Below are 26,413 nucleotides of genomic sequence, written 5' to 3'. Positions count from 1 at the left end.
CTTATGCCACTCACCAATCTAGCCCAAGTAATAAGGCGCTGGGCGAGCGAGCAAGAAACCATAACCGCTATTTGTCTTCGTTCTTATGCCGCAAGGCTAAGAATGAAATGAGCTGCGAGGTAGCAAAGTAATCAGGCTGCTATTTTTCTTCCATCCCATCCCGTAAGGCTAGCTATAAGATGCTTAGCGAGGTAGAATATCTCGCTATTTTTTCCGTATTCTTAAGAGTGGTGCAGACTGATGAGTAAAAAACTCCATATTAAAACTTGGGGCTGTCAAATGAATGAGTACGACTCATCAAAGATGGCTGACTTACTTGACGAGTACCAAGGTTATACTTTAACGGATGAAGCCGAAGAAGCAGACGTGCTACTGTTAAATACCTGCTCGATCCGTGAAAAAGCCCAAGAGAAGGTGTTTCACCAACTAGGTCGCTGGAAAAAATTAAAAGATAAAAAACCTGATCTCATCATTGGTGTTGGGGGCTGTGTTGCCTCTCAAGAAGGCAAAGCCATTAAAGACCGCGCCCAGTGCGTTGATCTCATTTTTGGCCCTCAAACATTGCATCGTCTGCCAGAAATGATTGACCAAATAAAATCTGGCGCCAAAGCCGTCATCGATATCAGCTTTCCCGAAATTGAAAAATTTGACCGTTTACCCGAGCCAAGAGCCGATGGACCGAGTGCCTTTGTTTCTATCATGGAAGGGTGTAGCAAATATTGCTCTTTCTGCGTCGTCCCCTACACTCGTGGTGAAGAAGTTAGTCGTCCGTTAGATGACATCATTCTTGAAATCGCCCAGCTTGCTGAGCAAGGCGTGCGCGAAGTCAATTTATTGGGTCAAAACGTCAACGCCTATCGCGGCGCTACTCATGATGATGACATTTGCAGTTTTGCGGAGCTATTACGTTTCGTTGCGGCCATCGATGGCATCGATAGATTGCGCTTTACCACCAGCCACCCCATCGAATTTACTCAAGATATTATTGATGTATATGAGGATACCCCTGAACTGGTGAGCTTCTTACATTTACCGGTACAGTCAGGTTCCGATCATATTTTGACGCAAATGAAACGCGGGCATATGGCGATTGAATATAAATCGATTATTCGCCGCTTACGCAAAGCCCGCCCCTGCATTCAAATCAGTTCAGATTTCATCATTGGCTTCCCTGGTGAGTCCAAACAAGATTTTGCCGATACCATGAAGCTCATTGAAGATGTCGGTTTTGATCACAGCTTTAGTTTTATTTATAGTGCCCGCCCAGGCACTCCTGCATCAGATTTACCCGATGATGTCAGTCTAGAAGAGAAAAAAGAGCGCTTGGCCATTTTACAAGATCGCATCACGCAACAAGCCATGCGCTATAGTCGTAACATGATGGGCACAGTACAACGTATTTTGGTCGAAGGCCCTTCTGTTAAAAACCCAATGGAGCTGCGTGGCCGAACGGAAAATAGCCGCGTAGTTAACTTTGAAGGTCAACCTAAACATATCGGTAGCTTTGTGGATGTGGAAATAGTGGATGTATACACCAATTCATTGCGCGGCCGCTTTATTCGCGGCGAAGATGAAATGAACTTGCGCCGCGATTTACACCCATCCGATATTGTCACTAAACATAAGCAAGATGACGATTTAGGTGTCACTCAGTTTATTCCATCATAAATCAGGTCATTATTGGTATCCCCAAACTAGCTGAATTCTGCATCTTCAGTTAGTTTACAGATAATAAAGGCAGCCTCTCCATGCTGCCTTTTCTTTTTCGTGTTATGCGCCGAAAAATAAGGTTAGCATTTATGCTCGTTGACTCGTAAACTAAAAGAATGGCAATCATCATTTGGAGTTATTTTTGTCAAATAAGTTAACCACCCTCAACCTATACCTTGAACCTGCTGAAACACGTCGACTTGCCTCACTTTGCGGTCCTTTTGATGACAATATCAAGCAATTAGAACGTCGTATCGGCGTTGAAATAAACTACCGAGATAATCATTTTCAAATCGTAGGCTCACCTAAAAACTGTTTAACGGCCAATAACCTACTCAAAGAGTTGTATATTGAAACCCAAACAGTCAAAGGCAGTACCCCAGATCTTGAGCCCGATAGAGTCCATATTGCGATCCAAGAAGCGGTCGCGCTAGAATTTAATCCGCCTGGTGATGATAAGTCATTGTATATAAAAACCAAACGCGGTGTGATAAAACCGAGAAATTCAAGTCAAAGTGATTATGTGTCTCATATTAGTCAATATGATATTACCTTTGGTATTGGCCCTGCCGGTACAGGTAAAACCTACCTTGCTGTCGCCACTGCCGTTGATGCATTAGAACGTCAAGAGGTTAGGCGTATTCTACTGACTCGCCCAGCAGTCGAAGCCGGTGAGAAGTTAGGGTTTTTACCCGGCGATCTCAGCCAGAAAGTCGATCCTTATCTTCGCCCTCTTTATGATGCCTTGTTTGAAATGCTGGGTTTTGAAAAAGTCGAACGTTTAATCGAACGCAATGTCATTGAAGTCGCTCCCTTAGCCTATATGCGTGGTCGAACCCTCAATGACGCCTTTATTATTTTAGATGAAAGCCAAAATACATCGGTTGAGCAAATGAAAATGTTCTTAACCCGTATTGGGTTTAATTCCAAAGCCGTGATCACTGGTGATATCACTCAAGTTGATTTACCTAAGCATCAAAAATCCGGTTTACGTCACGCAATTGAAGTATTAAGCCAAGTCGAAGAAATCAGTTTCAACTTTTTCCAAGCAAAAGATATCGTCAGACACCCTGTTGTGGCCCGCATTGTTGAGGCCTACGAAGAACACGAATTCAAACTCCATGGTTCCCATAACTCAAAAGATAATCAACACCAATTGCAGGAAGTGATACACAATGAGTCTTGAACTTATTCTCGATAGACAAGTGGCGATTGATGAAACGCCTGATTTACCCAACCAAACATCCTTAGCTCTATGGGTAAACACAGTACTTGATGGTCGCATGGAAGAAGCTGAGCTCACCATACGCATTGTCGGTAATGAAGAAAGCCAGCAACTCAATTTTGACTATCGTGGCAAGGATAAACCGACTAATGTGCTTTCTTTTCCTTTTGAGGCCCCACCTGAAATAGAGCTGCCTTTATTAGGCGATCTCATTATTTGTGCACCTGTAGTCGCACAAGAAGCCAACGCCCAAAATAAGACTTTGCAGGCACATTGGGCTCACATGGTTGTACATGGTTGTCTTCATCTGCTAGGGTATGATCATATCGATGATGCCGAAGCTGAAGAAATGGAGTCATTGGAGACTCAAATTATTACCCAACTTGGCTTTGCAAACCCATATCAGGAGCTGTAATCGGCTCACATGAGTCAGAGAAATACTATGAGTGATGACATCCCCCCGAGTACAAACGCCCCTAAGAAAGGTTGGCTTGATAAAGTCAGTCAATTATTCCAGGGCGAACCACAAAACCGCGAAGAACTAGTCGATGTGATTAACGATGCTGAGCAACGTGAAGTCATCACTGAAGACACTCGAGAAATGATTGAAGGCGTATTAGAAGTATCCGCTCTGCGTGTTAGAGATATCATGATCCCTCGAGCACAAATCGTTAGTCTTAATATTGATAATACCGTAGAAGAATTACTGTCTACAGTCATAAGTTCTGCTCATTCACGTTTTCCCGTGGTGAACGATGATAAAGATCATATTGAAGGTATTTTACTGGCGAAAGACTTACTTCAATACGGTTTTAAAAATAACGAAACGCCCTTTACGCTGGCCCAAGTGATCCGTCCAGCCGTTGTGGTGCCTGAAAGTAAACGGGTTGATGTATTACTAAAAGAATTTCGTTCTCAACGTTATCATATGGCCATTGTCGTCGATGAATATGGTGGCGTATCAGGACTCATCACCATCGAAGATATTCTAGAAGAAATTGTCGGTGAAATAGAAGATGAATTCGTACACGAGTCCGCTGAAGAAACTGAAATTCGCCAAGTGGCTAAACATGTCTATATGATTAAAGCCTTGACGCCTATCGATGATTTTAACAGCAAGTTTAATACTCGCTTTAGCGATGAAGAATTTGATACCGTGGGTGGTTTAGTCTCTCATGCCTTTGGCCATTTACCTGCCAGAGATGAGAAAATCACCATCGATAATATTGAATTTAAAGTCGTCAGCGCCGATACTCGAAGACTGATCCAATTGAGCGTAAAACTTCCCACATCCAATATTGAAGAGAAAGTGACCTAAGGGCATTTCTTTAAAAATTAATCACTATGAGGCTAACATGCTGAATAAATTTCGGGCGTTAGCCCATCATCCTATCGGGCAGCTCGTATTGGCCTATCTTGCCGGCGGCTTTACTGCCCTTGCTTTTGCGCCCTATGACTTATGGCCTGTTTATTTTATTGCACTCACCTTTGTGTTACATCAAAGCCAAAATTTATCGGCTAAATCGGCTTTTGGTTATTGGCTTAGCTTCGGTTTTGGCTGTTTTTCAGTGGGTATTAGCTGGGTTCATGTCAGCATGGACCATTTTGGCGGTCTGCCACTCATAGCCTCTTTAGGGCTAATGGCCTTATTGGCGCTGTATTTGGGCCTTTATGCCGGATTAACGGGCTATTTACTGCAAAAAATAGCCCCTCACTCGGGTATTTTACGTAATCTATTATTGTTCCCCGCACTGTGGACCTTAACGGAATGGGCAAGAGGTTGGGTGTTAACGGGTTTTCCTTGGTTATGGGCAGGCTACAGTCAAACTCAAGGCCCACTCAAAATGCTCGCCAGTGTCATTGGGACCTTAGGGCTCAGCTTTGTTATTGCACTGCTTTGTGGGGCTCTCGCTTTATGCATTCAAAAGCGCTGGAAAAGTATCGTTATTCTTTTACCTATCACCGCCCTTTGCACAATACTTGTCATTAATACCAGCCATATTACCCCGACCAATAAAGACGTCAATGTGGTATTGGTACAAGGCAATATTCCTCAGAGTATGAAATGGGAACCTGAAGCACTGTGGCCCACCATGCTAAAATACATGGATTTAACTCGGCCCCAATTTAATCCTGTTAATAAAGAATTTAATCCTGAGAATAAAGCGTCCACCACCGAAGATCCAAGCACTCAAGTGGATGACAACAAAAAGGCCCCTATGGGAGTGGGAGCAGATTTAATTATTTGGCCAGAAGCGGCTATCCCCGCACCTGAATATTTAGTGGAAGACTTTCTCAGCAATGCAAATCGCGTCGCCAATTTAAACAACAGTGCCATACTCACAGGGATCATTAGCCAACAAGGCGGCGATTTTTATAACTCGCTTATCGTGCTCGGCAATCATGATAACAAACAACAAAAAGAAGCTGATTATCAAGGCAATGGTATCAATGAATATAAAAAACATCATTTACTGCCCATAGGAGAGTTTGTCCCGTTTGAATCACTCTTAAGGCCCATCGCACCCTTCTTTAATTTACCCATGTCTTCGTTTGCTCGTGGAGACTATCGTCAACCCAACTTAAACGCCCTCGGTTATAATATTCTGCCTGCTATCTGTTATGAAATCGCTTTCCCAGAGCAAGTCAGAGCCAATTTCAACAATGATACCAATTTATTACTCACCATCTCTAATGATGCATGGTTTGGCCGCTCTAACGGTCCGCTGCAACACATGGAAATAGCTCAAATGCGCGCAGTCGAATTAGGCCGTCCCTTGTTAAGAGCAACGAATACAGGCGTTACAGCGATCGTGGATGAAAAAGGCAACATAACAAAAGAACTCCCTCAATTTGAAACGGGAGTATTAACAGCCAAAGTACCTTTATTTACAGGACTCACCCCCTTTGCTAAATGGGGTGAATGGCCTGTTTTATTTTTGAGCGGATTATTTTTTGTCATTGCACTCATATTTCGCATCAAACAAAAGTAATCTTGAGCACCTAACCTCGAAATAATGCAGCGATAGACTCCTATCGCTGCTGACACTGATTTAACCAGAGCTCAGGTTAATCATTAAAAAGGCTGATCCACTATCATTTGAACTTGACCTCCTTCTTTTGACGCCGCCAAATCCATTCTCACCAGCATGCCATTGACGAACGCTCGCATCCCCACGCCCGCATTCCAACGCATATGTGAATGCAGTGTATCAATTTGCCATTCAGGTGCTACTCGACCCAGCTCGGCAAACACAGCCCATTGCCAGAAAGGAATTTTCAATCGTTTAATTAATGGAATATGAGGGAAAGGATTCCACTGTGGGATCATGCGATATTCCACTTGATAATCAATCGCGGCTTTATCTTCAAAACGATTGGCGGTATACCCTCTAAATCGATCCCAGCCACCTAAACTTAACCCTGAAAATGGCGGTGGGCGTTTAAATACCGTTTGTCCATCAATAATAGTTGTTTCATTCCAAGTGGGAATATTCAGTGTCCACACATCAAAGGCGAGTACTTGTTGCTGGAAAAAATCACTCGCCCCTAAATTCACATATTTGGCAAAAGACGCTTCAACAGAAGTCCACTCAACCGAGTCACTTAAATTGCCCCAATCATGTTTTAACTCTGCTTGTAAGGTATAGCCTCTAGTGGGGTTAATCGGCCAATCTCGATTATCAATATTAAACCCGACTCCCACACCTGATGTGGCGAATTGACCTATCCCATTTAGATCTTCTTTTCGATAAAATGGCCTGAGTTGTAAATAGGTCCGACCCGAAACAAGCGGGTTCCATGACTCCCCACCACTAGCACTGCTTGGTACCAATAATGCTCCATCTATTTTATAACGATCAACAATGTGTTTTTTACCGTTCCCTATTGGCAATAAATAATCAAAATTAAGCCTATACCACTGATCATCTGCACTAATATCAATGTAATCATTTTCACTAGAATCATTACTACGATCGGGGTAGTAATTAACGCTGCCCCAGTGGCCCGCAAGTACTTTGGCTTCTACAAACAACCGTTGATAAATTTGCACATCTTCTATTTGAAAATAAGCAATTTTTGAATCATTGCTTGAATAAATAAAATTAGCAAATGCGGTAATTTGAGGTTGGAAAATACCTTGGCTAGCCAACACCACACCTGCAGTTGCTGAGGTCGTTTGACTGTAATAGGGATAAGGGATGATAAAGTTTTTTTTGCCTGAACTATTCGCCATCGTCCCTTTAGCACCAATGACCTCATCACTTTGCTGTACTTGTATTATTTCCTCTGCCTGACACAAAAAACTGTAAGAAATGGCTAGCATACCCCAGTACTTATTCATACTAATTCCTTTTATTCACCTCCCCCTACAATCCTAAAAGCGAGGGACCGTTCGCGTTACAAATCCACTAAAACCGCAACTTAAGCTGGCTAAATCAGAGTCGTTATACGCACTTAACACATACTCGCCATCGTAAACACCTTCAGCTTATGGCGCTAAAGCCTCACGATAAAACTTATCATTGTCACACTCTGGACAATCGGGAATAAGATCTGGAAATTCAATATACATCTTGTGACCACAAGCCGTACACGCCAAACATCCTTGGGCAATGATTTCACCACTGACATACACACCTTGATGTTTAAAATCTTGAGCAAGCTCAGTCCATTCAAGCTGACTTCTATCGGTAATTTCACTTAACCAATGCCAAAAAGTATTTTTGGCAGCAATAAAAAAAGGACTATAACTCAAATCAGCATCATTCTTCTCCTGTAAAAAACTGGCAATATCTCTTTTCAAAAATTGTTCGACTAAAGCGAGTTCATCTTCTTTCACTTGTGCTTTAAGGGCTAAATACTCTTTCCCCTGTGACACTTCTTGATATAACTTCTTTATAGTCATATCGTTACCGAATTCATATTCTATTTTTACATGCTCAAATAATCGAGCATACAGCTTTAACAACTCCTGACTTCGCTCACTCATAATAAATACTCCTCACATGAACCTTTGTAATAATGCGCTTCTGGTTTATTCTATGCCCATATTTTACGCGCGCAGAAATGGCGTTAGTTCCAATAATAGGCGGCATGGCCGGAAAATGATTGATGCAAGAGCAATATAATCCTTCAACAATTGAAGAAAAAGTGCAAGAGCACTGGAAAAATACCAAAACATTTGAAGTGACTGAAGACGAAAGCAAAGAAAAGTTTTATTGTCTTTCAATGTTTCCCTATCCTTCAGGTCGCCTGCACATGGGCCATGTCCGTAACTACACAATAGGCGATGTTGTTGCTCGTTACCAAAAACTGCAAGGTAAAAATGTGTTACAACCCATCGGTTGGGACTCATTCGGTCTTCCTGCAGAAAATGCGGCCATTAAAAATAGTTCTGCTCCTGCGCCGTGGACATATGAAAATATAGACTACATGAAAAACCAGCTTAAAATGCTTGGTTTTGGCTATGATTGGAGCCGTGAAATTGCCACTTGTACGCCTGAATATTATCGCTGGGAACAATGGTTTTTCACCAAATTATACGATAAAGGCTTAGTCTACAAGAAAACCGCTTCTGTCAATTGGTGCCCTCATGATGAGACAGTATTAGCCAATGAGCAAGTGCTTAATGGCTGCTGCTGGCGTTGTGATACTGAAGTTGAGCAAAAAGAAATTCCTCAGTGGTTTATTAAAATCACTGAATATGCAGATGAATTGCTAACAGACCTAGATACACTTGATGAGTGGCCCGAGCAAGTCAAGGCCATGCAACGTAACTGGATAGGCCGCAGTGAAGGCATAGAAATGACCTTCCGCCTAGAAGACAGTGATGATGGTTTCGATATCTATACCACTCGTCCCGATACTGTTATGGGTGTGACTTATGTTGCCATCGCTGCTGCCCACCCACTGGCACAACGAGCCGCTGAAGGTAATGCTGAGCTCACAGCCTTTATTGAAGAATGTAAAAATGCCGGCACAACCGAAGCTGAAATGGCTGTTATGGAGAAAAAAGGGGTCGCAACGAGCCTTAATGCTATACATCCATTAACAGGTGAAGCGGTGCCAATTTGGGTCGGTAATTTTGTATTAATGAATTACGGCACTGGTGCTGTCATGTCAGTTCCTGCGCATGATCAACGTGATTATGAATTTGCCCATAAATATGGCATCAATATCAAAGGAGTAATTAAGCCTCTTGAAGGCGAATTGGATCTCAGTAAAGCGGCCTTCATCGACAAAGGTATTTTATTTGATTCAGGTGAATTTAATGGACTTGATTTCCAAGCCGCCTTTGAGGCCATTGATACCAAGTTAAGTGCTGAAGGTAAAGGTAAGCGTCAAGTCAACTTCCGTTTACGTGACTGGGGCGTATCACGCCAACGTTACTGGGGAGCCCCTATCCCTATGGTGACCTTAGCCGATGGCAGCATAGTCCCCACCCCAGAAGATCAGCTTCCTGTAATCTTGCCTGAAAATGTGGTTATGGACGGCATTCAGAGCCCCATCAAAGCCGATAAAGAATGGGCCAAAACCCAAATTAATGGCCAAGATGCACTGCGTGAAACTGATACCTTCGATACATTCATGGAGTCTTCTTGGTACTACGCCCGCTATTGTAGCCCTCATGCCGATGCCATGTTGGATCCTGCCAAAGCAAACTACTGGTTACCAGTTGATCAGTATGTTGGCGGTATTGAGCATGCCTGCATGCATTTACTTTATTTCCGCTTCTTCCATAAGTTACTGCGTGATATAGGCTTAGTCGACTCAGATGAACCAGCCAAACGCTTACTCACACAAGGTATGGTATTAGCCGACGCTTTTTACTATAACAATAAAAAAGGGGCACGTGTTTGGGTATCCCCTACAGACGTTGTCACCGAAACTGATGACAAAGGTCGCGTCATAAAAGCTATCGATAATGAAGGTCATGAACTGGTTTATACCGGCATGAGCAAGATGTCGAAGTCTAAAAACAATGGTATCGATCCTCAAGCCATGGTTGAAAAATATGGCGCCGATACTGTACGCTTATTCATGATGTTTGCTTCGCCTCCAGAGCTCACGCTTGAATGGCAAGAATCTGGCGTTGAAGGCGCACATCGCTTTATTAAGCGTTTATGGAAATTGGCACACGACCATATCAGTCAAGGTCCAACGAGTGAGCTTGATGTTGCAAGCCTAAGTGCAGATCAACAAGCACTACGTCGTGAATTACATAAAACAATCAGTAAAGTCGGTGATGACTTAGGTCGCCGTCAAATGTTCAATACTGCCATTGCAGCGGTAATGGAATTGATGAATCACCTGCAAAAAGCACCACAAGTCACTCAGCAGGATAGAGCCTTGATGGCCGAAGCCTTATCGGCTGTTGTACGGTTACTTTATCCCATCATTCCTCATGTTACATTTAACTTATGGAATGAATTGGGTCATACTGATCCCATTGAAAATGTGCTTTGGCCTGAAGTCGATGAAGCTGCGCTAGTGGAAAACAGTAAACTCATCATTGTACAAGTCAACGGTAAACTACGCGCTAAAATAACCGTTGCAGCGGATGCCGATAAAGACACGGTTGAAGCACTAGCAATGAATGAAGAAGGTGTCATTAAGCACACGGAAGGGAAAACGGTCCGGAAAGTTATTTTTGTCCCAGGCAAACTACTCAATATTGTCGCTAATTAAATTAGCAAATAAAGTGCTTTGAAGATGTATCTTCAAAGCACTTGAGTATACTATAACAATAGCCCTATACAGGCATGACTATTGTTCATTTAACTTTAGCACAGATGATCGTTTCAGTATCGATGCGACTTACCGCTATTCTTGATACAATCAAGCATAGATCACCAAGGAATAACAATAATCCCTATGCTCATCAAACGCATAATTTTAGCTACTTTTACACTGATAATCCTACTCAGTGCAGGTTGTGGATTTCGCTTGCAAGGAAACTATCAACTCCCAACACAACTCGATACTTTGAATCTAAGCAGCCCCGATCAATATAGTGAGCTGACACGGCTCGTGAAAGAGAGATTACGTTTAAATCAAGTCACTCTCGTTCCGCCGTCAAAAGATGTCGCCACATTGCGTATTATCAATGACTTACTCGAACGTATGACTTTATCTGTTTATCCGACAGGTAGCGTGGCTGAATATGATCTCACTTACACGGTTTTTTATGCCGTACAGCTACCGAATGAAGAAGCCCAACCTTTTAATGTTGAAATTCATCGTGAATACTTAGACGATCCCAGTGCTGCGCTCGCCAAAAGTCGTGAAAGAAGCCTATTATTAAAAGAAATGCGTATTCAAGCCGCCGACCAGATAATACAACAACTCTCCAGTATCGAAATAAACTAATCCGAGTCTATATGTCGAAATGATGGCCGAGCATATAGAGATGAATAAGACTTAACCTAAAAAGTTTATAGCTAAGCCAAACACTAAGCTTAGTACAGCATGAGACCCTATCAATGAGAGTTTATCCAGATCAAATAAGCAAACACCTCACATCATTAAAACAATGTTATATGGTATTTGGTGATGATCCTTGGTTATGTGAAACCACGCGCAGTCTAATCTTACAAAAAGCAAAAAAACAAGGCTTTGATGAAACCATCCAATTAACCCAAGAAAACAACTTTAATTGGAATGAACTGCTCGAACAATGGCAAACATTAAGTTTATTTTCTTCTCGTCGTATTATTGAACTGACTTTACCTCAGGCAAAACCAGGCACTCAAGGCAGTGCGATGCTGCAATCTTTACTTAAGAGCCCTAATCCAGATATTTTATTACTCATAATGGGCCCTAAATTGGCTTTAGAGCAAACAAAAAGCAAGTGGTTTAAAGTCATTGATGAAGCTGGCGTATTTATCCCCTGTCCAACACCTGAAGGAACACAATTTCAACGTTGGATAAATGACCGTATTAGCCATTTTAAATTGCAAATAGAAAGCGATGCCCAAAAAATGCTAACTGGCCTTTATGAAGGTAATTTACTTGCAGCCGATCAAGCCTTGCAATTATTACAGTTACTCAACCCAACTCAGCCGATTAACAGCCATCAACTAGAACAGTATTTTGAAGATCAATCTCGTTTTAGTGTATTTCAGCTCATTGATACACTGCTGTATAATCAGAAAAAAAAAGCCCTACATATACTTGTTCAACTCAAAGCGGAAGGTGTCGCTTTACCCATAATATTATGGAGTTTATTTAAAGAATTAACCATTTTACTGCAATTAAAAACGGCTCAGGAAGATAAAGAATCACTACAACCTCATTGGAGTCAACTGCGGATCTGGGATAAAAAAAAGCCCGCTTATCAAGCCGCTTTATCTCGCCTTAAGCTATCCCATATTGATAACTTACTGATAAAAACATCAGCATTAGAAATGAAATTAAAACAACAAGGCAATGATGATTGGGTAGGAGTAAGTCATCTCTGCTTATTATTCGATCCCGAAGCCCATAACCATTTAGCCCATATCAAGATGTAATGCTGACTTCATTGCCCTTGATACCACTCAAGATCTCCTTTAGGAACATCTCATGCATATAGGCATTTTAGGCGGAACGTTCGATCCCCTTCATTTCGGTCATATTCGCCCCGCGCAAACAGTTTTAAAAACATTAGCTCTCGATGAAATTTGGTTAATGCCAAATCATATCCCCCCGCATAAGAATAGCCCTATTGTCACGGCGCAAGATAGACTCAATATGGTTAAGCAAACTTGTGACACGCTTAATCAATTTACACTCTGTGATCTAGAGGCTAAACGTAGTACCCCTTCTTATACTGTCATCAGTCTTGAGCAATTACAACTGAACCATCCTGAACATAATTTTTACTTTTTAATGGGAATGGACTCCTTTTTATCTATTCCTAAATGGTATCACTGGGAAACACTCTTCAACCTTTGTCACTTAGTTATTTGTCAACGCCAAAATAACATTTTATCTCCCAATGAAAGTATATTTACCGAATATACAAAACGCTTGACAAAAAATAAAATATCGCAACAAAAGAGTGGACTTATTTACCATGTCGATATAGAAAAGCAACCTTATTCATCGAGTGAAATAAGACAACAACTTAGCCAAGGAATAATGGATAAATCCGCTTTACCGGCTCCCGTTTATCAATACATCAAAGAGCATCATTTATACCAATAAATCACATCAACAAAGCAAACCATTTAAATCAATTTATTAACAATAAAGTTATTCAAGTGATATTGAACAACATTTAAAATAATAACTGACTCGACATGACGTTAACAATGACAAAATAAACACCGTAATGACATGACTAAAAATGATTAAACATAAACCATGACTTTATTAGTTTTTATTTTATATAAGTGAAACCTTTATGATGATTATTTAATGAAATAGGCATTGTATATAAAGAAAAATAAAATTATCCTAGTTCTACGCTAAAAAGTCATTAGCCCAAAAATTCACCTGTAATAACGCGTATAATACTATTATTTTTTGACGGGTATCGATTTTATTCATCACGCCATACATCATAAACATCAACTTGGAAAATAAATTCAAGTAGTAAGTGCTGGGGAATTACATGAGCGAAAGTGAACAAACCACTGACGAAGAAACCACTGATGAAGAAAGTGGCAGCTCTGAAGAGGGTAGTGAAGAAGAAAGCACTTGGCAAACCAATAAAAATGCTAAAGCCCTGACAGTATTAGGTCTCAATATTGAAGTCGAAAATAGTAATACCACGATTTTTGGTAATGAAACCAAAGCTGTATTTGGCGCTGAAGAATGGTATACCTTCGGATTTGATATGCGAATGAGAACCGGCTTGGCTTACGAACTCGATGTCGGCGAATTAACGATTAAAGCTGCAATTAAAAGTACTGAATTTACATTAACTGAAGGGAAATTTGTCTCAGAAAAAGCTGAATTTGCAGAAAGTGTGGAAGAAGTCATAGGCGAAAAAGTTGAAGTTATTGCATCTCGAACTGAAGCAAATGCATTGAAAATGGAAGCCAATGAAAATAATATCAAAGCATGTTCTAGCTCTATGTCTGTCATTGATAGTGAACTCAATACCATTAATAGCTCGATAGAAAATACAAATAGTCGCATTTTAAATATCATTAGTAATATTCAAGACATTGAAGTTGATGTCGAAAACACTGCGACTAAAGTCCAAGACGTTGACTGTAAAATTCAAAATGCAGGCTCAGTATTAAGAAATTATGAAGCTGAAGTCGCTGAGTCTGAAATGTTTATACAACAAGCTGGTATAATGATGTTAGGTTAGAACGTTTAACATTCACAGGATAAACTTAATCACAAAACAAACAATATCTCCATCTACAAGATTTAAGGTAAGGCTAGAGTTTATTTAAACTTGAACCTTATCTGTTTAAAGTCAGCAATTATCCTCCAATATAATAAAAATTTTAATTACTTCAAATAGATAGGGGTGGAACTTTAGTCTAAGCTTAACAAACAATCCCATCAAGTTAATAGCCTCCCAATAAAAATATCAAACAAACCAGTTTTATCATAGAGTTAACGGATTAAACATGGGTAAGGCAACGGAGTATTTGCAACGCACCACCAGTATCATGATCATTACCGTACTCAGTAAGTACATGACAGTTTATGCCTTTAATGTTGGGTTAGCGCGTTTACTCTCTCCTGCTGATTACGGTGATTATAAGGTCCCCGAAACCTTTGTCAGCTTTGGCCATCAACATCCTCTAGTGTACGCCACAGCCATTGTTCCAGTGATGGCTGTCACGGTGCTTGCTGGCAGTACATTTCAATATAACAACCTAATATACATGACTATTTTACCAAGGCGGATATTTTACCCCATCCTTAAATTAGGGTTAATTTTAATCTTGTATGCCGTCGTTGGAAAACTCACCGACTCGTGGGCTATTATGATAGCCTTTACCGCTATTCTCATCGTTTTGTTCTACCTACTTGTTAAAGTAAAACAGTTAGGATTACTGCGTTTTCAAAAAATCAATAATCCAACATCTCCCATTATTTGGTTAAAAATATCCATTCCTATGATGTTGTTATTTTTTACAACGTACCTTTAATCAAGTTGATATTTACATGATTGAAATTTTTGGGAAAGAGGCTACCGTAGGTCACTTTGCCACAGCTCAACTGACTGTCTCAGTATTATTTGCGATTCAATCTTCTTTTATGATTATTTTTTATCCCCTTATGACCCCAGCAATGAAAGCGGGCATGCATGAAGTTAGGGAGCTCAATGCAAAAGGGTTTCGTCACATACTCGCGTTTACCATCCCAATCAGCATACTCTTATTCATGTTTCCACACGCCATTCTATCTGTATTTGGGCATAACGAACCTGAAGCCGCAACGGCATTACAAATTTTAGTTCCCGGTTACCTTTTTAGCGTGATGTTTGCCATGCCTTATTCTTGGTTACAGTACACAGGACAAGAGCATAATGTCACTATTGTGATCTTCATCAGTGTATCCCTAAGCATTATTCTCGATGGATTGCTCATACCCCATTACGGCATACAAGGTACTGCATTCAGCCATGTTTATTTGCACCTTTATCGCCTTAAGCATCATGGTCAAAAAACATTTAGGTATTTACCCTTGATCTGGTGCTAATGCCTAAAATCGAATACTTACTGGCCCTAAGGTAAAATACTATCAAAGCTTGCCTTTAATATGGCAAGCCCCTTATCTATTTGTTCATCAGGTGCCGTTAAAGGAACCATTAAGCGTAAAACATTACCGTACGCCCCACAAGAGAGTAAAATCAATCCACGCTCTCTCGCTTCGATGAGAATTTGAGCACAATATTCTGGGCTCGGCTTGCCATTTTCCATCAACTCAACCGCGACCATCGCCCCTAACCCCCTAATATCAATTATTTGCTGATGATTTTTTTGCATTTTAGTCAGGGACTGCTTAAGCCGCTTCCCAACATCATTAGCGCGTTGCAGTAATTTTTCACGCGAAAAAGTATCAATCACCGCCAAAGCGGCGACACAAGCAATGGGGTTACCACCATAGGTCCCACCTAAGCCACCCGCCTCAATACTATCCATAATATCTGCTCGGCCTGTTATCCCAGACAGTGGAACCCCCCCAGCTATCGATTTTGCAAAAGTACTAATATCGGCACAAACCCCCATTTGCTCCATTGCAAAAAAGGTGCCTGTACGACCCGCGCCAGTTTGTACTTCATCAGCAATTAATAAAATGCCTTCTCTATCGCAAAGGGCCCTTAATTTCCTCATAAACGCGGGGCTTGCCACATAAAATCCCCCTTCACCTTGTACTGGTTCTATAATAATCGCAGCAATATCACTTGGCGCAGCATCATTTTTAAAAATACGCTCTATCGATGCAATAGCATCATCATCTGATATCCCATATAAGGAACAAGGAAACTCAGCCCTAAAAACAGCTCCTGACATTAACCCCATACCAGTACTGTATGGGTTTACTTTACCCGTTAATGCTAAAGCAGCTAACGTCCTGCCATGATAAGCAGAGGTAAAAGCGATCACTCCCACTCGCTGGGTATAGGCACGCGCCACTTTCACCGCATTTTCGACCGCTTCAGAGCCACTGGTAAACAAAGCTGATTTTTTATCAAAATCACCAGGAACCAAGCTATTCACTTTTTCACACACCTCTATATAAGACTCATAACCTAATACCATAAAGCAGGTATGTGAAAATCGATCGAGTTGCTCGATGACAGCCTGTTTGATATTGGGGTGTAAATGACCTGTATTGAGTACAGCAATCCCCCCCGTAAAATCGATTAACTCTCGTCCTTCGACATCCCATATAGTGGCATTTTCAGCTTTATCCACATAAATAGGATGAATTTGAGACACCCCATTCGCCACCGCTTTTTGTCTACGCTGAATTAATGCATCATTTGTCGTGCTCATTAGACTGTCCTTAGTTGATGGCTAACGGTAAATTCAAACAGACATACAGATGTATTTCATTTCAAGATACTCATCAATGCCATGCCGAGAACCTTCTCTGCCCAAACCCGATGACTTTATGCCGCCAAACGGAGCCACTTCAGTCGATATCACTCCCGTATTCACACCCACCATACCGTATTCTAAGGCTTCAGCTACTTTCCAAATTAACGATAAGTCTCGACCATAAAAATAAGCCGCTAAGCCAAATTCGGTATCATTGGCTTGATGTATCACATCATCAACATCACTAAATTTAAACAAAGGGGCTAAAGGACCAAAAGTCTCTTCAGTTGCAAATAGCATACGACTATCAACATGGGTCAGTATCAAAGGCATAATAAAATTCCCACCTAAATCTGACTCATTATGAGTTGGGATCAGTTGCGCTCCCTTAGCAAGTGCATCCTCCAAATGATGCTTAACTTTATCGACTGCGGCGCCATTAATAAGCGGGCCTATCGTCACGCCCTCTTCCGTGCCTATACCCACTTTCAGTTTTGAAACTGCCGCAACAAATTTCTCAACGAAAACATCATATATGCCTTCTTGAATATAGAGTCGATTAGCGCAAACACATGTCTGACCCGCATTACGATATTTAGCGACCATAGCCCCTTCAACAGCGGCATCAATGTCAGCATCATTAAAAACAATAAAGGGCGCATTACCGCCCAATTCTAATGACATTTTCTTCAGTGTTGGAGCGCATTGCTGCATTAAGGTCACGCCGACAGGCGTCGAACCAGTAAAAGATAACTTTCTCACATCAGGACTCATACAGAGTTGCTTGCCAATACTCACCGCATCTCCAGTGACGACATTAAACACTCCTGCGGGGATCCCCGCCCGATGTGCAAGCTCTGCTAAAGCAAGCGCCGTTAATGGCGTATCGGGTGCTGGCTTTACCACCATAGTACAACCCGCCGCTAAGGCTGGGGCTGCTTTTCTTGTGATCATCGCGGCAGGAAAATTCCAAGGCGTGATAGCCGCTGCCACGCCAACCGCTTGCTTTATCACCATCAAGCGTTTATCTGCTTGGTGTCCCGGTATGGTTTCGCCATAAACCCGTTTGGCTTCTTCTGCAAACCACTCGATAAAAGAGGCGGCATATTTCACCTCACCTCTTGCCTCACTCAAGGGTTTTCCTTGTTCTGTTGTCATTAATAAAGCTAAGTCTTCTTGATGCGCTATAAGTAACATAAACCAAGCTTTCAATTTACTGCTTCGCTCTTGTGCAGTCAGAGCACGCCAAGACAATTGAGCCACTTTAGCAGCCTCTATTGCCCTTTTTGTTTCACTTTCTCCCATTATAGGTACATGGGCAACCACCTCATTATTTGCTGGGTTAACAACCGCTAAACGCTCCCCACTATCAGCATCTTGCCAAAATCCATTGATATAACATTGCTCACGAAATAATGTAGGATCGAGTAATTGCAAAATAATCTCCTTAATTAACGATACGTCATTTATCTGAATATAGCTTAGTTCAGGCACACATAAAACGATGCCTGATATTGACTATTTACCTTAAATATTCTGATGTTGGCTTAGTAAATAATCAACATTATTATGCAAAATTTTTAGTAGACACTTTATCTCATTCAGATAAGATATCTTGCATCTCCTCTATGCTTGATAGTAGTAAAGCGGATAAATTTATGCAGTCAAAAGGAAACGACAATGACTCTTACCATATTAAAAATTGCTTTTGTCTTACTCGGCGTAGCCCTTATATACTTGCTCATTTTTAGCGGAAAAAAAGGCTTAGTGTTGTTTGAAATGCATTTTAAACAAGGTCGATTGGCCTCACATAAAGGTAAGATCCCCGACAAATTTGAAAAAGAATGTAGAGCGATTGCAAAAACAGAAAAGCTGACCTGCAGCATTAAATGTGAACGATTAAACAGTGTCAGACTGAATATCTCCGCTAATGTCTGTAATGCCACCACACAGAGAATAAGAAATTTATTTCCTTTTGAGTATTACGATAAAAAACAAATTGATAACAGTAAAAAGTCAAGCTAACCTCATACCATCTCAGCATAATGACTAAAAAGCATAGCGTAATTTTAAACTCTCTGGATGTGGGTTTAGGTCAATTTGAGTTTCAATGTAATTGCTAGGATACTCCCTTAAATAATGATCAGATAAGTCAGCTAATAACAGACCCAATAAACGATATAAGGGTGAACAATGAGCCATGAATAAATACCAGTCTCTTGCATGAAAAAATGAATTTACTGTTTACTCCATTGTCTACAAGCCACTGCTCAAAAATAACAAAGGCCAGAATAAACTGGCCTTCACATTATAAAAGTAAAAACAACACCGATCCTATTCAATAATTTTAGGATGCCTAATGGCAAAGCGCTCCAACCCCCAAACCAATAATATACCTGCAAACATCGCAATCACCGCCCAAATCATTAACGCATTTTGTCCTGTTAAGTGTTCAAATTGCATCGGTGATAAATTACGCTCTAGCAATGCCACCATTTCACCTTTCGAATTTTCTCGCCACGTTAGGGTTTCCTTCCAAGGCCAAATTTTACCTAACGTCCCTAACATTAATCCGGTGAGAAAGACTAAAGTGGCATCATGATACTTACGCAATAATAACGACAATAAATGACTAAAGCTCAACAAGCCAACCACCGCGCCCGCCATAAATGTTAGCATCACAGCAATATCAAAACTTTTAACCGCCCCTAACACCGCACTGTATAAGCCTAATAAAACCAGAATAAAACTCCCAGAAATACCCGGAAGCAACATAGCAGTAATGGCAATACACCCCCCCAGAAAAATATTCATCCGCGTAAACTCAAGTGCCATAGGGTTAATCATGGTGATCCCCCAAGCAACAGCCACACCCAGCACAAATAAAGCCAACCGAGCCACTGAGAACCCTGTCACTTGCTTTAACATATGCACTACTGATATTAAAATTAGCCCAAAGAAAAAAGACCACACGGGAATTGGGTAAGCCACTAATAAAAAAGAAATTAGCTTAGCTAGTGTCAAAATACTAGTCATAATACCGGTAAATAAACACACCAAAAACGGACCATTAATATGGAGGAAAGCCCCCTTTAGGCCTTTTTGTTTAATCACACCAAACAAAGAAAAATTGATACTGCGGATACTATTGAGCAACGTATCGAGTATGCCAGTAATAAACGCGATTGTGCCACCCGAAACGCCCGGAACCACATCAGCAGCTCCCATGGCTAGGCCTTTTAAATAAATAAACAGGTATTTCACTCATCATCCTTACAGTAAACGTGATTGGCTGAGTTGGATTATATACCCAAACTCACCGAATAAAGAAAATGAAAGTGAAAGTGACAAGTTTACCCGACTTTTTAGACACCCAGTTTACAGCATGTCGTTATACTCAAAAGCCTAAAAGACTTCTCACATCTCAAAACTGGCCTTCTAGCTAAAAATAATGTTAATCTACATTCTCAAAATAGACGTCAGACCAGATGCATCACACAAATAACTAGAACCTAAACAAACACAGTCAGAGGAAATCGATAATGCATACCGCAAAACCGACCAAGGTCATGGCACTTTATAATAGAGTCAGCCGTTTCTCTTATGGCAATAAAATTTTTTCACTCATTATAAGCCGCATGGCGCCTTACTTTTCAACAATTAAACCGTTAATTACCGACTTACGACCCCACCGCTGCGTCTGTTTAGTCAAAAAAAGACGTGCTGTGCATAACCATATCAAAACGGTTCATGTGATTGCGATTTGCAACGGCTTAGAAATGGCCATGGGCGTCATGGCCGAATCTTCCATTCCCGCTCATTTACGCTGGCTGCCTAAAGGCATGAGCTTAGATTATACAGCTAAGGCAAACAGTGATATTCGCTGCGTCGCCGAAGTAAAACCTGAACAATGGGTACTAGGAGATTTATTCGTTAATGTCACCGCTTATGATAAAAATGACATTGTCGTCGTCAAAGGGACCATCAAACTGTGGATCACAGAAAAACCGACTAAATAAAGCAGCGATGTATCAATGCCAGAGCTATCGCTTTGGCCCTGAACTATTAGCATGAGAAACGATATTAATACCAATCCGCCATAAAAAATCATTGAGTATCGATAAAAAATATTCTTTTAAAGCAAAAATAATGAAATACTATGCTGTGAAAGAAGGAAAATGTTAATCTCATAAACTGACATAATTCACACACATTCATCATGACTTTCGCTATTATTTTTCTCAGCTTACTCATCACCGTCCATTTATTATCATTCATATCAGTCAAAATAATACTGTTCTACCTTATAATGAGCTTGATGACTTTCTGTGCCTTTGCCATTGATAAATCTGCGGCAAAAAAATCCCAATGGCGCACAAAAGAACGCACATTGCATTTATTATCGTTACTATGCGGCTGGCCCGGTGCTTTAATAGCTCAAAAATTACTGCGCCATAAAACCCAGAAACAACCCTTTAAAAAGTGGTTATATCTTGTCATCATTATCAATATATTAATAATGTATACGGTATTATTCACTCCCATGTTCGTTCCCTTTTAACCCTCTTGAGAATGAAAAGACATTGAGTCAATAATAAGTAAATCGAAAATAAACACTGACCAGCAGCAAAAGTCAAACCACTCATAAAAGGATCTAAACATGAAAGTCTTGCTCGCCATTATCCTGATCGCAGGCGCTATTTTTTACTTTTATACATCGAAAAATAATCAAACCTTGGCTAAAGTGCAACTCGCTCAAGGCCAAGCCTTTTTAGAAAACAATAAAACCTCACCCGATATACACACCACAGATTCGGGTTTACAGTACCAAGTACTCACCCCCGGAACTGGCACTGTGCACCCCAAAGCTTCTGATACTGTTACCGTAAATTACGAAGGCCGCCTCATTGATGGCACTGTCTTTGATAGCTCTTTTGTGCGTGGTGAACCTATTTCTTTCCCGTTAACGCGCGTCATTAAAGGTTGGACTGAAGGTTTACAACTCATGGTTGCCGGAGAGAAAGTCCGTTTTTTTATTCCCAGTAACTTGGCTTATGGCAATAGCAGCGCAGGTCAGATCCCCGCTGGTTCAACACTCATTTTTGATGTCGAACTCATCAGCATCGATTAGCCCGTTTAATGATTTGAAAACGCATTATATTCAAGCCAAAAATTCACTGTAGCGCGACACTCAGTCTCACAATATCCCTCCCCCCCCCTTCTTTGGCTAACGCGGTTGCCAGTAAGACTAAAGAAGGGATTTCATGTTAAAATATCTTTACTCTACACCGTGTACCCACGGTGCAAATAACGTTCACAGTAACACTTTATTATTTGGAGCCTTATGTCATCACTTATTGCCACTCGTCTTAGCGCTATTCGAACTGAAATGGCCAAAAATGATCTCGATGCCTTTATCATCCCCCGCGCTGATGAATACCTCGGTGAATATGTGCCAGAGCATAACGAACGTTTATGCTGGGCGACCCACTTCAGCGGCTCTGCAGGTATGGCTATCATATTAAAAGCGCACGCGGCTATTTTTATCGATGGTCGCTATACGGTTCAAGTTCGTCAACAAGTTGATGGCAATTTATTTGATTATTTAAGCCTTACTGACACCCCGCAAATTCAATGGTTAATCGATACCCTCCCCGCCTCGTCTCGTGTTGGAATCGATACCCGTTTACACAGTTTTACTTGGTACCAAGCCGCGCAATCATTACTCAATAATGCCGATATAACGCTAGTGCCATTAACAGAAAACCCCATCGATTGTCACTGGGAAAATCGCCCACAAGCATCCACTGCGCCCGCTATCTTATTCAGTGAACAATATGCCGGTGAAACCAGTGTTAAAAAACGTGCCAGAATTGCCGAGAAAGTCAAACAAGCTGGCGCCGATGTGGCATTAATCACCGCATTAGATTCTTTTTGTTGGTTGCTGAATCTTCGCGGTCAAGATGTCCCACGTTTACCGGTTATTTTGGGTACCGCACTGTTACATAATGATGGCTGCCTTGAACTGTTTACCGATGTCACAAAGCTGCCTAAAAATATTCAAGAACATGTCGGAATCGGCGTAAATTTCAGTCCTGAAGCTCAATTGCAAAGCACATTAGCAGCACTCTCCAATAAAACCTTACTCGCCGACCCTTTAACCAGTAATGCTTGGTCACAGTTGTTAGCCCAATCCTCAGGAATCACATTACTAGCCGCAAGCGATCCTATTGCATTAGCAAAAGCACAAAAAAACATGGTAGAATTAGCTGGCTTTAAGGCCTGTCATGTTCGAGATGGCGTCGCAGTCAGTCGTTTCTTAGCTTGGCTTGATAATGAAGTCAGCGAGCAGCATTTATATGATGAAGCTCAGCTTGCCGACAAACTCGAAAGTTATCGCCTGCAAGATCCCCTCTATCAAGAACCCAGTTTCGATACAATTTCTGCTGTCGGTAGTAACGCCGCCATGTGCCATTACAATCATAACAATGGCACTCCCACAATAATGGCGCTCAATAGCCTTTACCTTGTCGACTCTGGCGCGCAGTATTTCGATGGCACCACCGATGTCACTCGCACTATAGCCATTGGTGATGTCAGTGCAGAGCATAAAAAAATGGTGACCTTAGTATTAAAGGGCCATATTGCACTCGATCAAGCTAAATTCCCGCTCGGCACTACAGGGCAACAACTCGATGCCTTTGCCAGGCAATTTTTATGGCAACACGGTTACGATTACGATCATGGCACTGGTCATGGTGTCGGCCATTTCTTAAATGTCCATGAAGGCCCTCAGCGAATAGCAAAAGCGGGCCATCCTGTGCCCTTACTGCCCGGAATGATAGTATCCAATGAACCTGGCTATTATCGCGAAAATGCTTTTGGAATAAGGCTAGAAAATCTCGTCGCCGTTAAGCGATGTGAAACACTCAAGCACAGTAAAAGTCAAATGCTAGAATTTGAAGCCCTCACCCTTATACCTATGGATACGCGACTCATCGATAAATCCCTATTAACCGTGCCCGAAATACATTGGCTTAATGATTATCATCAAAAAGTCTTTCAAGCCTTATCACCCTTCATGCAAGAAAATGAGTTAAATTGGTTAACGAATGCCACTCAAGCCGTATAGTTTATAATTCAACTAGGCTCACACTTACATAAGCCTAGTTGCCCCCCAATCGATGGTATTATCTAACATCATTATAAAATCAAGGACAATAAATGAACTACCCCATCACCGCTTCATGCCAATGTGGCCAAGTCAGTTATACTCTGAATAAAGCGCCCAATAAAGTATTAGCCTGTCACTGTAAAGAATGCCAAACCCTCTCAAGCAGCCCATTTAGTGTGACCGCAGTGGTCCCAAGTAGTGATATTACCTTTGACGGCGACATGAAGCAATGGAGCCGCATTGCTGATAGCGGTAACCAAAACCACGCTAAATTTTGTCCCACTTGCGGAACCCGCATTTATCACTACAACCCCGATATGCCAGATCTTATTAAGCTAAAATTAAAACCTGTCGGCGCCTCGATAGATACTGACTTTGCTCCTACTCTTCACGTATGGGTAAGTGAAAAACAGTCATGGTATCAAATCCCAACAGGTATTGAGGCATTAGCAAAACAGTAATACCCATTCGCTTACTTCAATTCAAAGCGACCCATGTTTTAATTCCAGCTGAATTCCGCACCTTCAAGCGGCTTGAGTATAGATAACAGAATATTGATTCCCTTTTGAGCTCATGCCACATCGAAAGGGAATGTCTATACTGCTAAAAACAACACATTTACAAATAACCCTAAAACCTCATCTCAATCTTTGCTATACTCCGCCGCCACGCTTAGTCTACTCAACCGTTTAGCGTGTGTAAGCTAATATTACAAAATAACTTGATGTGAATGACGAATAACAGGACCTCATAATGAGATTTGAATCTTTTAGTTTTGCTCCCGAGATTTTACGTGCTATCTCAGAATGCGGTTATCAAAAAATGACGCCTATTCAGCAGCAAGCCATTCCCGCGATCAGACGTGGTCAAGACGTACTGGCCAGTGCACAAACTGGAACAGGTAAAACCGCGGCATTTGCCTTACCTATCCTGCAAAAGATGGTCGATAAACCGAGTGAAACGCTGCGTTCTAATACTAAAGCCCTCATATTGACCCCTACCAGAGAGCTTGCTGCACAAGTTGCTCAAAATATTACCGATTATAGTAAGTACCTCGATATTAGCACCATTACCCTTTATGGCGGAGTCAAGATGGACTCTCAGGCACTCAAATTAAAGCGTGGCGTCGATATCATTGTTGCGACGCCGGGTAGACTGCTTGAACATTTAACCTCTTGTAACTTAAGCTTATCGAATATTGACTTTCTCGTGTTAGATGAAGCCGACCGCATGTTAGACATGGGCTTTAGCCAAGATATCCAAAAAATTCTTCAAGTGGCTAATAGTAAACGTCAAAACTTACTCTTTTCAGCCACTTTTTCCAGCGCTGTCAAAAAGTTAGCCAACGACATGCTCGTTAAGCCAAATGTGATCAGCGCTGATAAGCAAAATACCACCGCAGATACGGTAAGCCAAGCCATTTATCCGGTAGAACAACGCCGTAAACGTGAGCTACTATCTGAGCTCATCGGCAAAAAAAATTGGCAACAAGTGCTTGTATTCACCGCCACTCGCAATGCAGCAGATGTGTTAGTGAAAGAACTTAACTTAGACGGTATACCTTCTAGTGTCGTTCATGGCGAGAAAGCACAAGGCAGCCGCCGCCGTGCCCTGCGGGAATTTAAGGAAGGAAAAGTACGCGTATTAGTCGCTACCGAAGTCGCTGCCCGAGGATTAGACATCCCTGATTTAGCCTATGTGGTTAACTATGATCTGCCTTTTTTAGCTGAAGATTATGTACACCGTATAGGACGAACAGGCCGAGCTGGAAAAAGTGGCGTCGCCCTTTCTTTTGTTAGCCGTGAAGAAGAACGGACCCTTGCCGATATTGAAAAATTAATCGGTCAGAAATTACGTAGGATCACCATCCCAGGTTATGAAGTCGGCAGCAGAGATGGACTCATTAAGCAGTTACAAAAACGCCGCAGTTTTGCTAAAAAACAACAACGAGATGATAATGCGGGGGCGCAAATGATCGCTGAACGCAATATGAACGGTCGCAGGGTCAAAGTGAAAAATGCATCGCCAGCTAAAATCAAAAAATTAAAATAAACGCTTAATGGGGGGGAGGTATTAAGCCTCCCCCATCAATAATAAACAGCAATCAAGTCAGTGCTCTCTTTTTAATTCCCAAACTGTCAGTAAAGCCCCCATCTTAGCAATAACATCAGCTCCCTTTAATCATCCGTCTTGAATTAAACCATTTGACGCACTCATAAACTCACATATCCAAGTGGTTTGGATATATGTAGAATCAATTTGATATTATTAACAAATCTGAATTGGGTATAATGACGCTCT

Annotated in this window: 24 protein-coding genes; 19 read left to right on the top strand and 5 right to left on the bottom strand. The window is 41.4% G+C overall.

Annotated features, from left to right (window positions below; all coding sequences use genetic code 11):
- The first annotated feature begins 240 nt into the window (after positions 1-240).
- The 5 genes from miaB (at position 241) to lnt (ending at position 5,928) form a co-directional block, all read left to right on the top strand.
- Positions 241-1,668: a tRNA (N6-isopentenyl adenosine(37)-C2)-methylthiotransferase MiaB gene (gene miaB / locus L2764_RS04820; protein WP_248939111.1), complete on the top strand. Its 1,428-nt coding sequence runs from the start codon at positions 241-243 to the stop codon at positions 1,666-1,668.
- 184 nt (positions 1,669-1,852) lie between these two features.
- Positions 1,853-2,896, top strand: coding sequence for a PhoH family protein (locus L2764_RS04815; RefSeq protein WP_248939110.1), 1,044 nt, complete (start codon positions 1,853-1,855; stop codon positions 2,894-2,896).
- Entirely contained in the window at positions 2,886-3,350 is a 465-nt protein-coding gene (ybeY, locus tag L2764_RS04810; protein ID WP_248939109.1) for an rRNA maturation RNase YbeY, read from the top strand. The genes L2764_RS04815 and ybeY overlap by 11 nt, the downstream gene beginning before the upstream one ends.
- Before the next feature lie 27 nt (positions 3,351-3,377).
- Positions 3,378-4,253: a CNNM family magnesium/cobalt transport protein CorC gene (gene corC, locus L2764_RS04805; protein WP_248939108.1), complete on the top strand. Its 876-nt coding sequence runs from the start codon at positions 3,378-3,380 to the stop codon at positions 4,251-4,253.
- Between the two features lie 37 nt (positions 4,254-4,290).
- The gene (gene lnt, locus L2764_RS04800) at positions 4,291-5,928 is read left to right on the top strand and encodes an apolipoprotein N-acyltransferase (RefSeq protein ID WP_248939107.1); all 1,638 of its coding nucleotides are present in this window, start codon (positions 4,291-4,293) and stop codon (positions 5,926-5,928) included.
- Between the two features lie 83 nt (positions 5,929-6,011).
- On the opposite strand, the gene L2764_RS04795 is transcribed toward lnt, so the two are convergent.
- Together L2764_RS04795 and L2764_RS04790 are read right to left on the bottom strand one after the other, a co-directional pair.
- The gene (locus L2764_RS04795; RefSeq protein ID WP_248939106.1) at positions 6,012-7,280 is read right to left on the bottom strand and encodes a BamA/TamA family outer membrane protein; all 1,269 of its coding nucleotides are present in this window, start codon (positions 7,278-7,280) and stop codon (positions 6,012-6,014) included.
- Positions 7,281-7,427: 147 nt separating this feature from the next.
- A complete protein-coding gene (locus L2764_RS04790; RefSeq protein ID WP_248939105.1) occupies positions 7,428-7,928 on the bottom strand; it encodes a zinc ribbon-containing protein in 501 nt (166 codons plus the stop codon).
- A 122-nt stretch (positions 7,929-8,050) separates the two neighbouring features.
- On the opposite strand from L2764_RS04790, the gene leuS reads away from it, so the two are divergent.
- From leuS to L2764_RS04755, 7 genes are all read left to right on the top strand, one after another.
- A complete protein-coding gene (gene leuS / locus L2764_RS04785; protein WP_248939104.1) occupies positions 8,051-10,627 on the top strand; it encodes a leucine--tRNA ligase in 2,577 nt (858 codons plus the stop codon).
- Positions 10,628-10,813: 186 nt separating this feature from the next.
- On the top strand, positions 10,814-11,308 hold the full coding sequence (locus tag L2764_RS04780; protein ID WP_248939103.1) for an LPS-assembly lipoprotein LptE: 495 nt from the start codon (positions 10,814-10,816) through the stop codon (positions 11,306-11,308).
- Positions 11,309-11,421: 113 nt separating this feature from the next.
- Entirely contained in the window at positions 11,422-12,450 is a 1,029-nt protein-coding gene (gene holA / locus L2764_RS04775; RefSeq protein WP_248939102.1) for a DNA polymerase III subunit delta, read from the top strand.
- A gap of 52 nt (positions 12,451-12,502) precedes the next feature.
- Positions 12,503-13,126 (top strand): nicotinate-nucleotide adenylyltransferase, encoded by a 624-nt coding sequence (nadD, locus tag L2764_RS04770; RefSeq protein ID WP_248939101.1) that lies wholly within the window; start codon positions 12,503-12,505, stop codon positions 13,124-13,126.
- A 409-nt stretch (positions 13,127-13,535) separates the two neighbouring features.
- A complete protein-coding gene (locus L2764_RS04765; RefSeq protein ID WP_248939100.1) occupies positions 13,536-14,243 on the top strand; it encodes a hypothetical protein in 708 nt (235 codons plus the stop codon).
- 268 nt (positions 14,244-14,511) lie between these two features.
- Entirely contained in the window at positions 14,512-15,039 is a 528-nt protein-coding gene (locus L2764_RS04760) for a hypothetical protein (RefSeq protein ID WP_248939099.1), read from the top strand.
- Positions 15,040-15,055: 16 nt separating this feature from the next.
- A complete protein-coding gene (locus L2764_RS04755) occupies positions 15,056-15,592 on the top strand; it encodes an MATE family efflux transporter (RefSeq protein ID WP_248939098.1) in 537 nt (178 codons plus the stop codon).
- A 26-nt stretch (positions 15,593-15,618) separates the two neighbouring features.
- On the opposite strand, the gene gabT is transcribed toward L2764_RS04755, so the two are convergent.
- Positions 15,619-16,893: a 4-aminobutyrate--2-oxoglutarate transaminase gene (gene gabT / locus L2764_RS04750; protein ID WP_248939097.1), complete on the bottom strand. Its 1,275-nt coding sequence runs from the start codon at positions 16,891-16,893 to the stop codon at positions 15,619-15,621.
- Between the two features lie 33 nt (positions 16,894-16,926).
- The gene (locus tag L2764_RS04745; protein ID WP_248939096.1) at positions 16,927-18,375 is read right to left on the bottom strand and encodes an NAD-dependent succinate-semialdehyde dehydrogenase; all 1,449 of its coding nucleotides are present in this window, start codon (positions 18,373-18,375) and stop codon (positions 16,927-16,929) included.
- Positions 18,376-18,618: 243 nt separating this feature from the next.
- Between L2764_RS04745 and L2764_RS04740 the strand changes: the two genes are divergently transcribed.
- The gene (locus L2764_RS04740) at positions 18,619-18,963 is read left to right on the top strand and encodes a DUF3634 family protein (RefSeq protein ID WP_248939095.1); all 345 of its coding nucleotides are present in this window, start codon (positions 18,619-18,621) and stop codon (positions 18,961-18,963) included.
- 309 nt (positions 18,964-19,272) lie between these two features.
- On the opposite strand, the gene L2764_RS04735 is transcribed toward L2764_RS04740, so the two are convergent.
- Positions 19,273-20,202 (bottom strand): polyprenyl-phosphate transporter, encoded by a 930-nt coding sequence (locus tag L2764_RS04735; protein WP_248939094.1) that lies wholly within the window; start codon positions 20,200-20,202, stop codon positions 19,273-19,275.
- A gap of 278 nt (positions 20,203-20,480) precedes the next feature.
- Between L2764_RS04735 and L2764_RS04730 the strand changes: the two genes are divergently transcribed.
- The 6 genes from L2764_RS04730 (at position 20,481) to L2764_RS04705 (ending at position 26,164) form a co-directional block, all read left to right on the top strand.
- On the top strand, positions 20,481-20,957 hold the full coding sequence (locus L2764_RS04730; RefSeq protein WP_248939093.1) for a hotdog fold domain-containing protein: 477 nt from the start codon (positions 20,481-20,483) through the stop codon (positions 20,955-20,957).
- Between the two features lie 299 nt (positions 20,958-21,256).
- Positions 21,257-21,499, top strand: coding sequence for a DUF1294 domain-containing protein (locus tag L2764_RS04725; RefSeq protein WP_248939092.1), 243 nt, complete (start codon positions 21,257-21,259; stop codon positions 21,497-21,499).
- Between the two features lie 99 nt (positions 21,500-21,598).
- Positions 21,599-22,069, top strand: coding sequence for a BamJ family beta-barrel-assembly machinery protein (gene bamJ / locus L2764_RS04720; protein ID WP_248939091.1), 471 nt, complete (start codon positions 21,599-21,601; stop codon positions 22,067-22,069).
- Positions 22,070-22,282: 213 nt separating this feature from the next.
- Positions 22,283-24,070 carry an aminopeptidase P family protein gene (locus L2764_RS04715; RefSeq protein ID WP_248939090.1) on the top strand — a complete coding sequence of 596 codons (1,788 nt, stop codon included), beginning with the start codon at positions 22,283-22,285 and terminating at the stop codon, positions 24,068-24,070.
- Between the two features lie 92 nt (positions 24,071-24,162).
- On the top strand, positions 24,163-24,573 hold the full coding sequence (locus tag L2764_RS04710; RefSeq protein ID WP_248939089.1) for a GFA family protein: 411 nt from the start codon (positions 24,163-24,165) through the stop codon (positions 24,571-24,573).
- Between the two features lie 292 nt (positions 24,574-24,865).
- Positions 24,866-26,164, top strand: a complete 1,299-nt coding sequence (locus L2764_RS04705) for a DEAD/DEAH box helicase (RefSeq protein WP_248939088.1) — start codon at positions 24,866-24,868, stop codon at positions 26,162-26,164.
- The last annotated feature ends 249 nt before the right edge of the window (positions 26,165-26,413 follow it).

It is taken from the genome of Shewanella surugensis (assembly GCF_023284005.1).
Classification (GTDB): domain Bacteria; phylum Pseudomonadota; class Gammaproteobacteria; order Enterobacterales; family Shewanellaceae; genus Shewanella; species Shewanella surugensis.
This window is presented reverse-complemented; position numbering and strand designations above follow the sequence as displayed.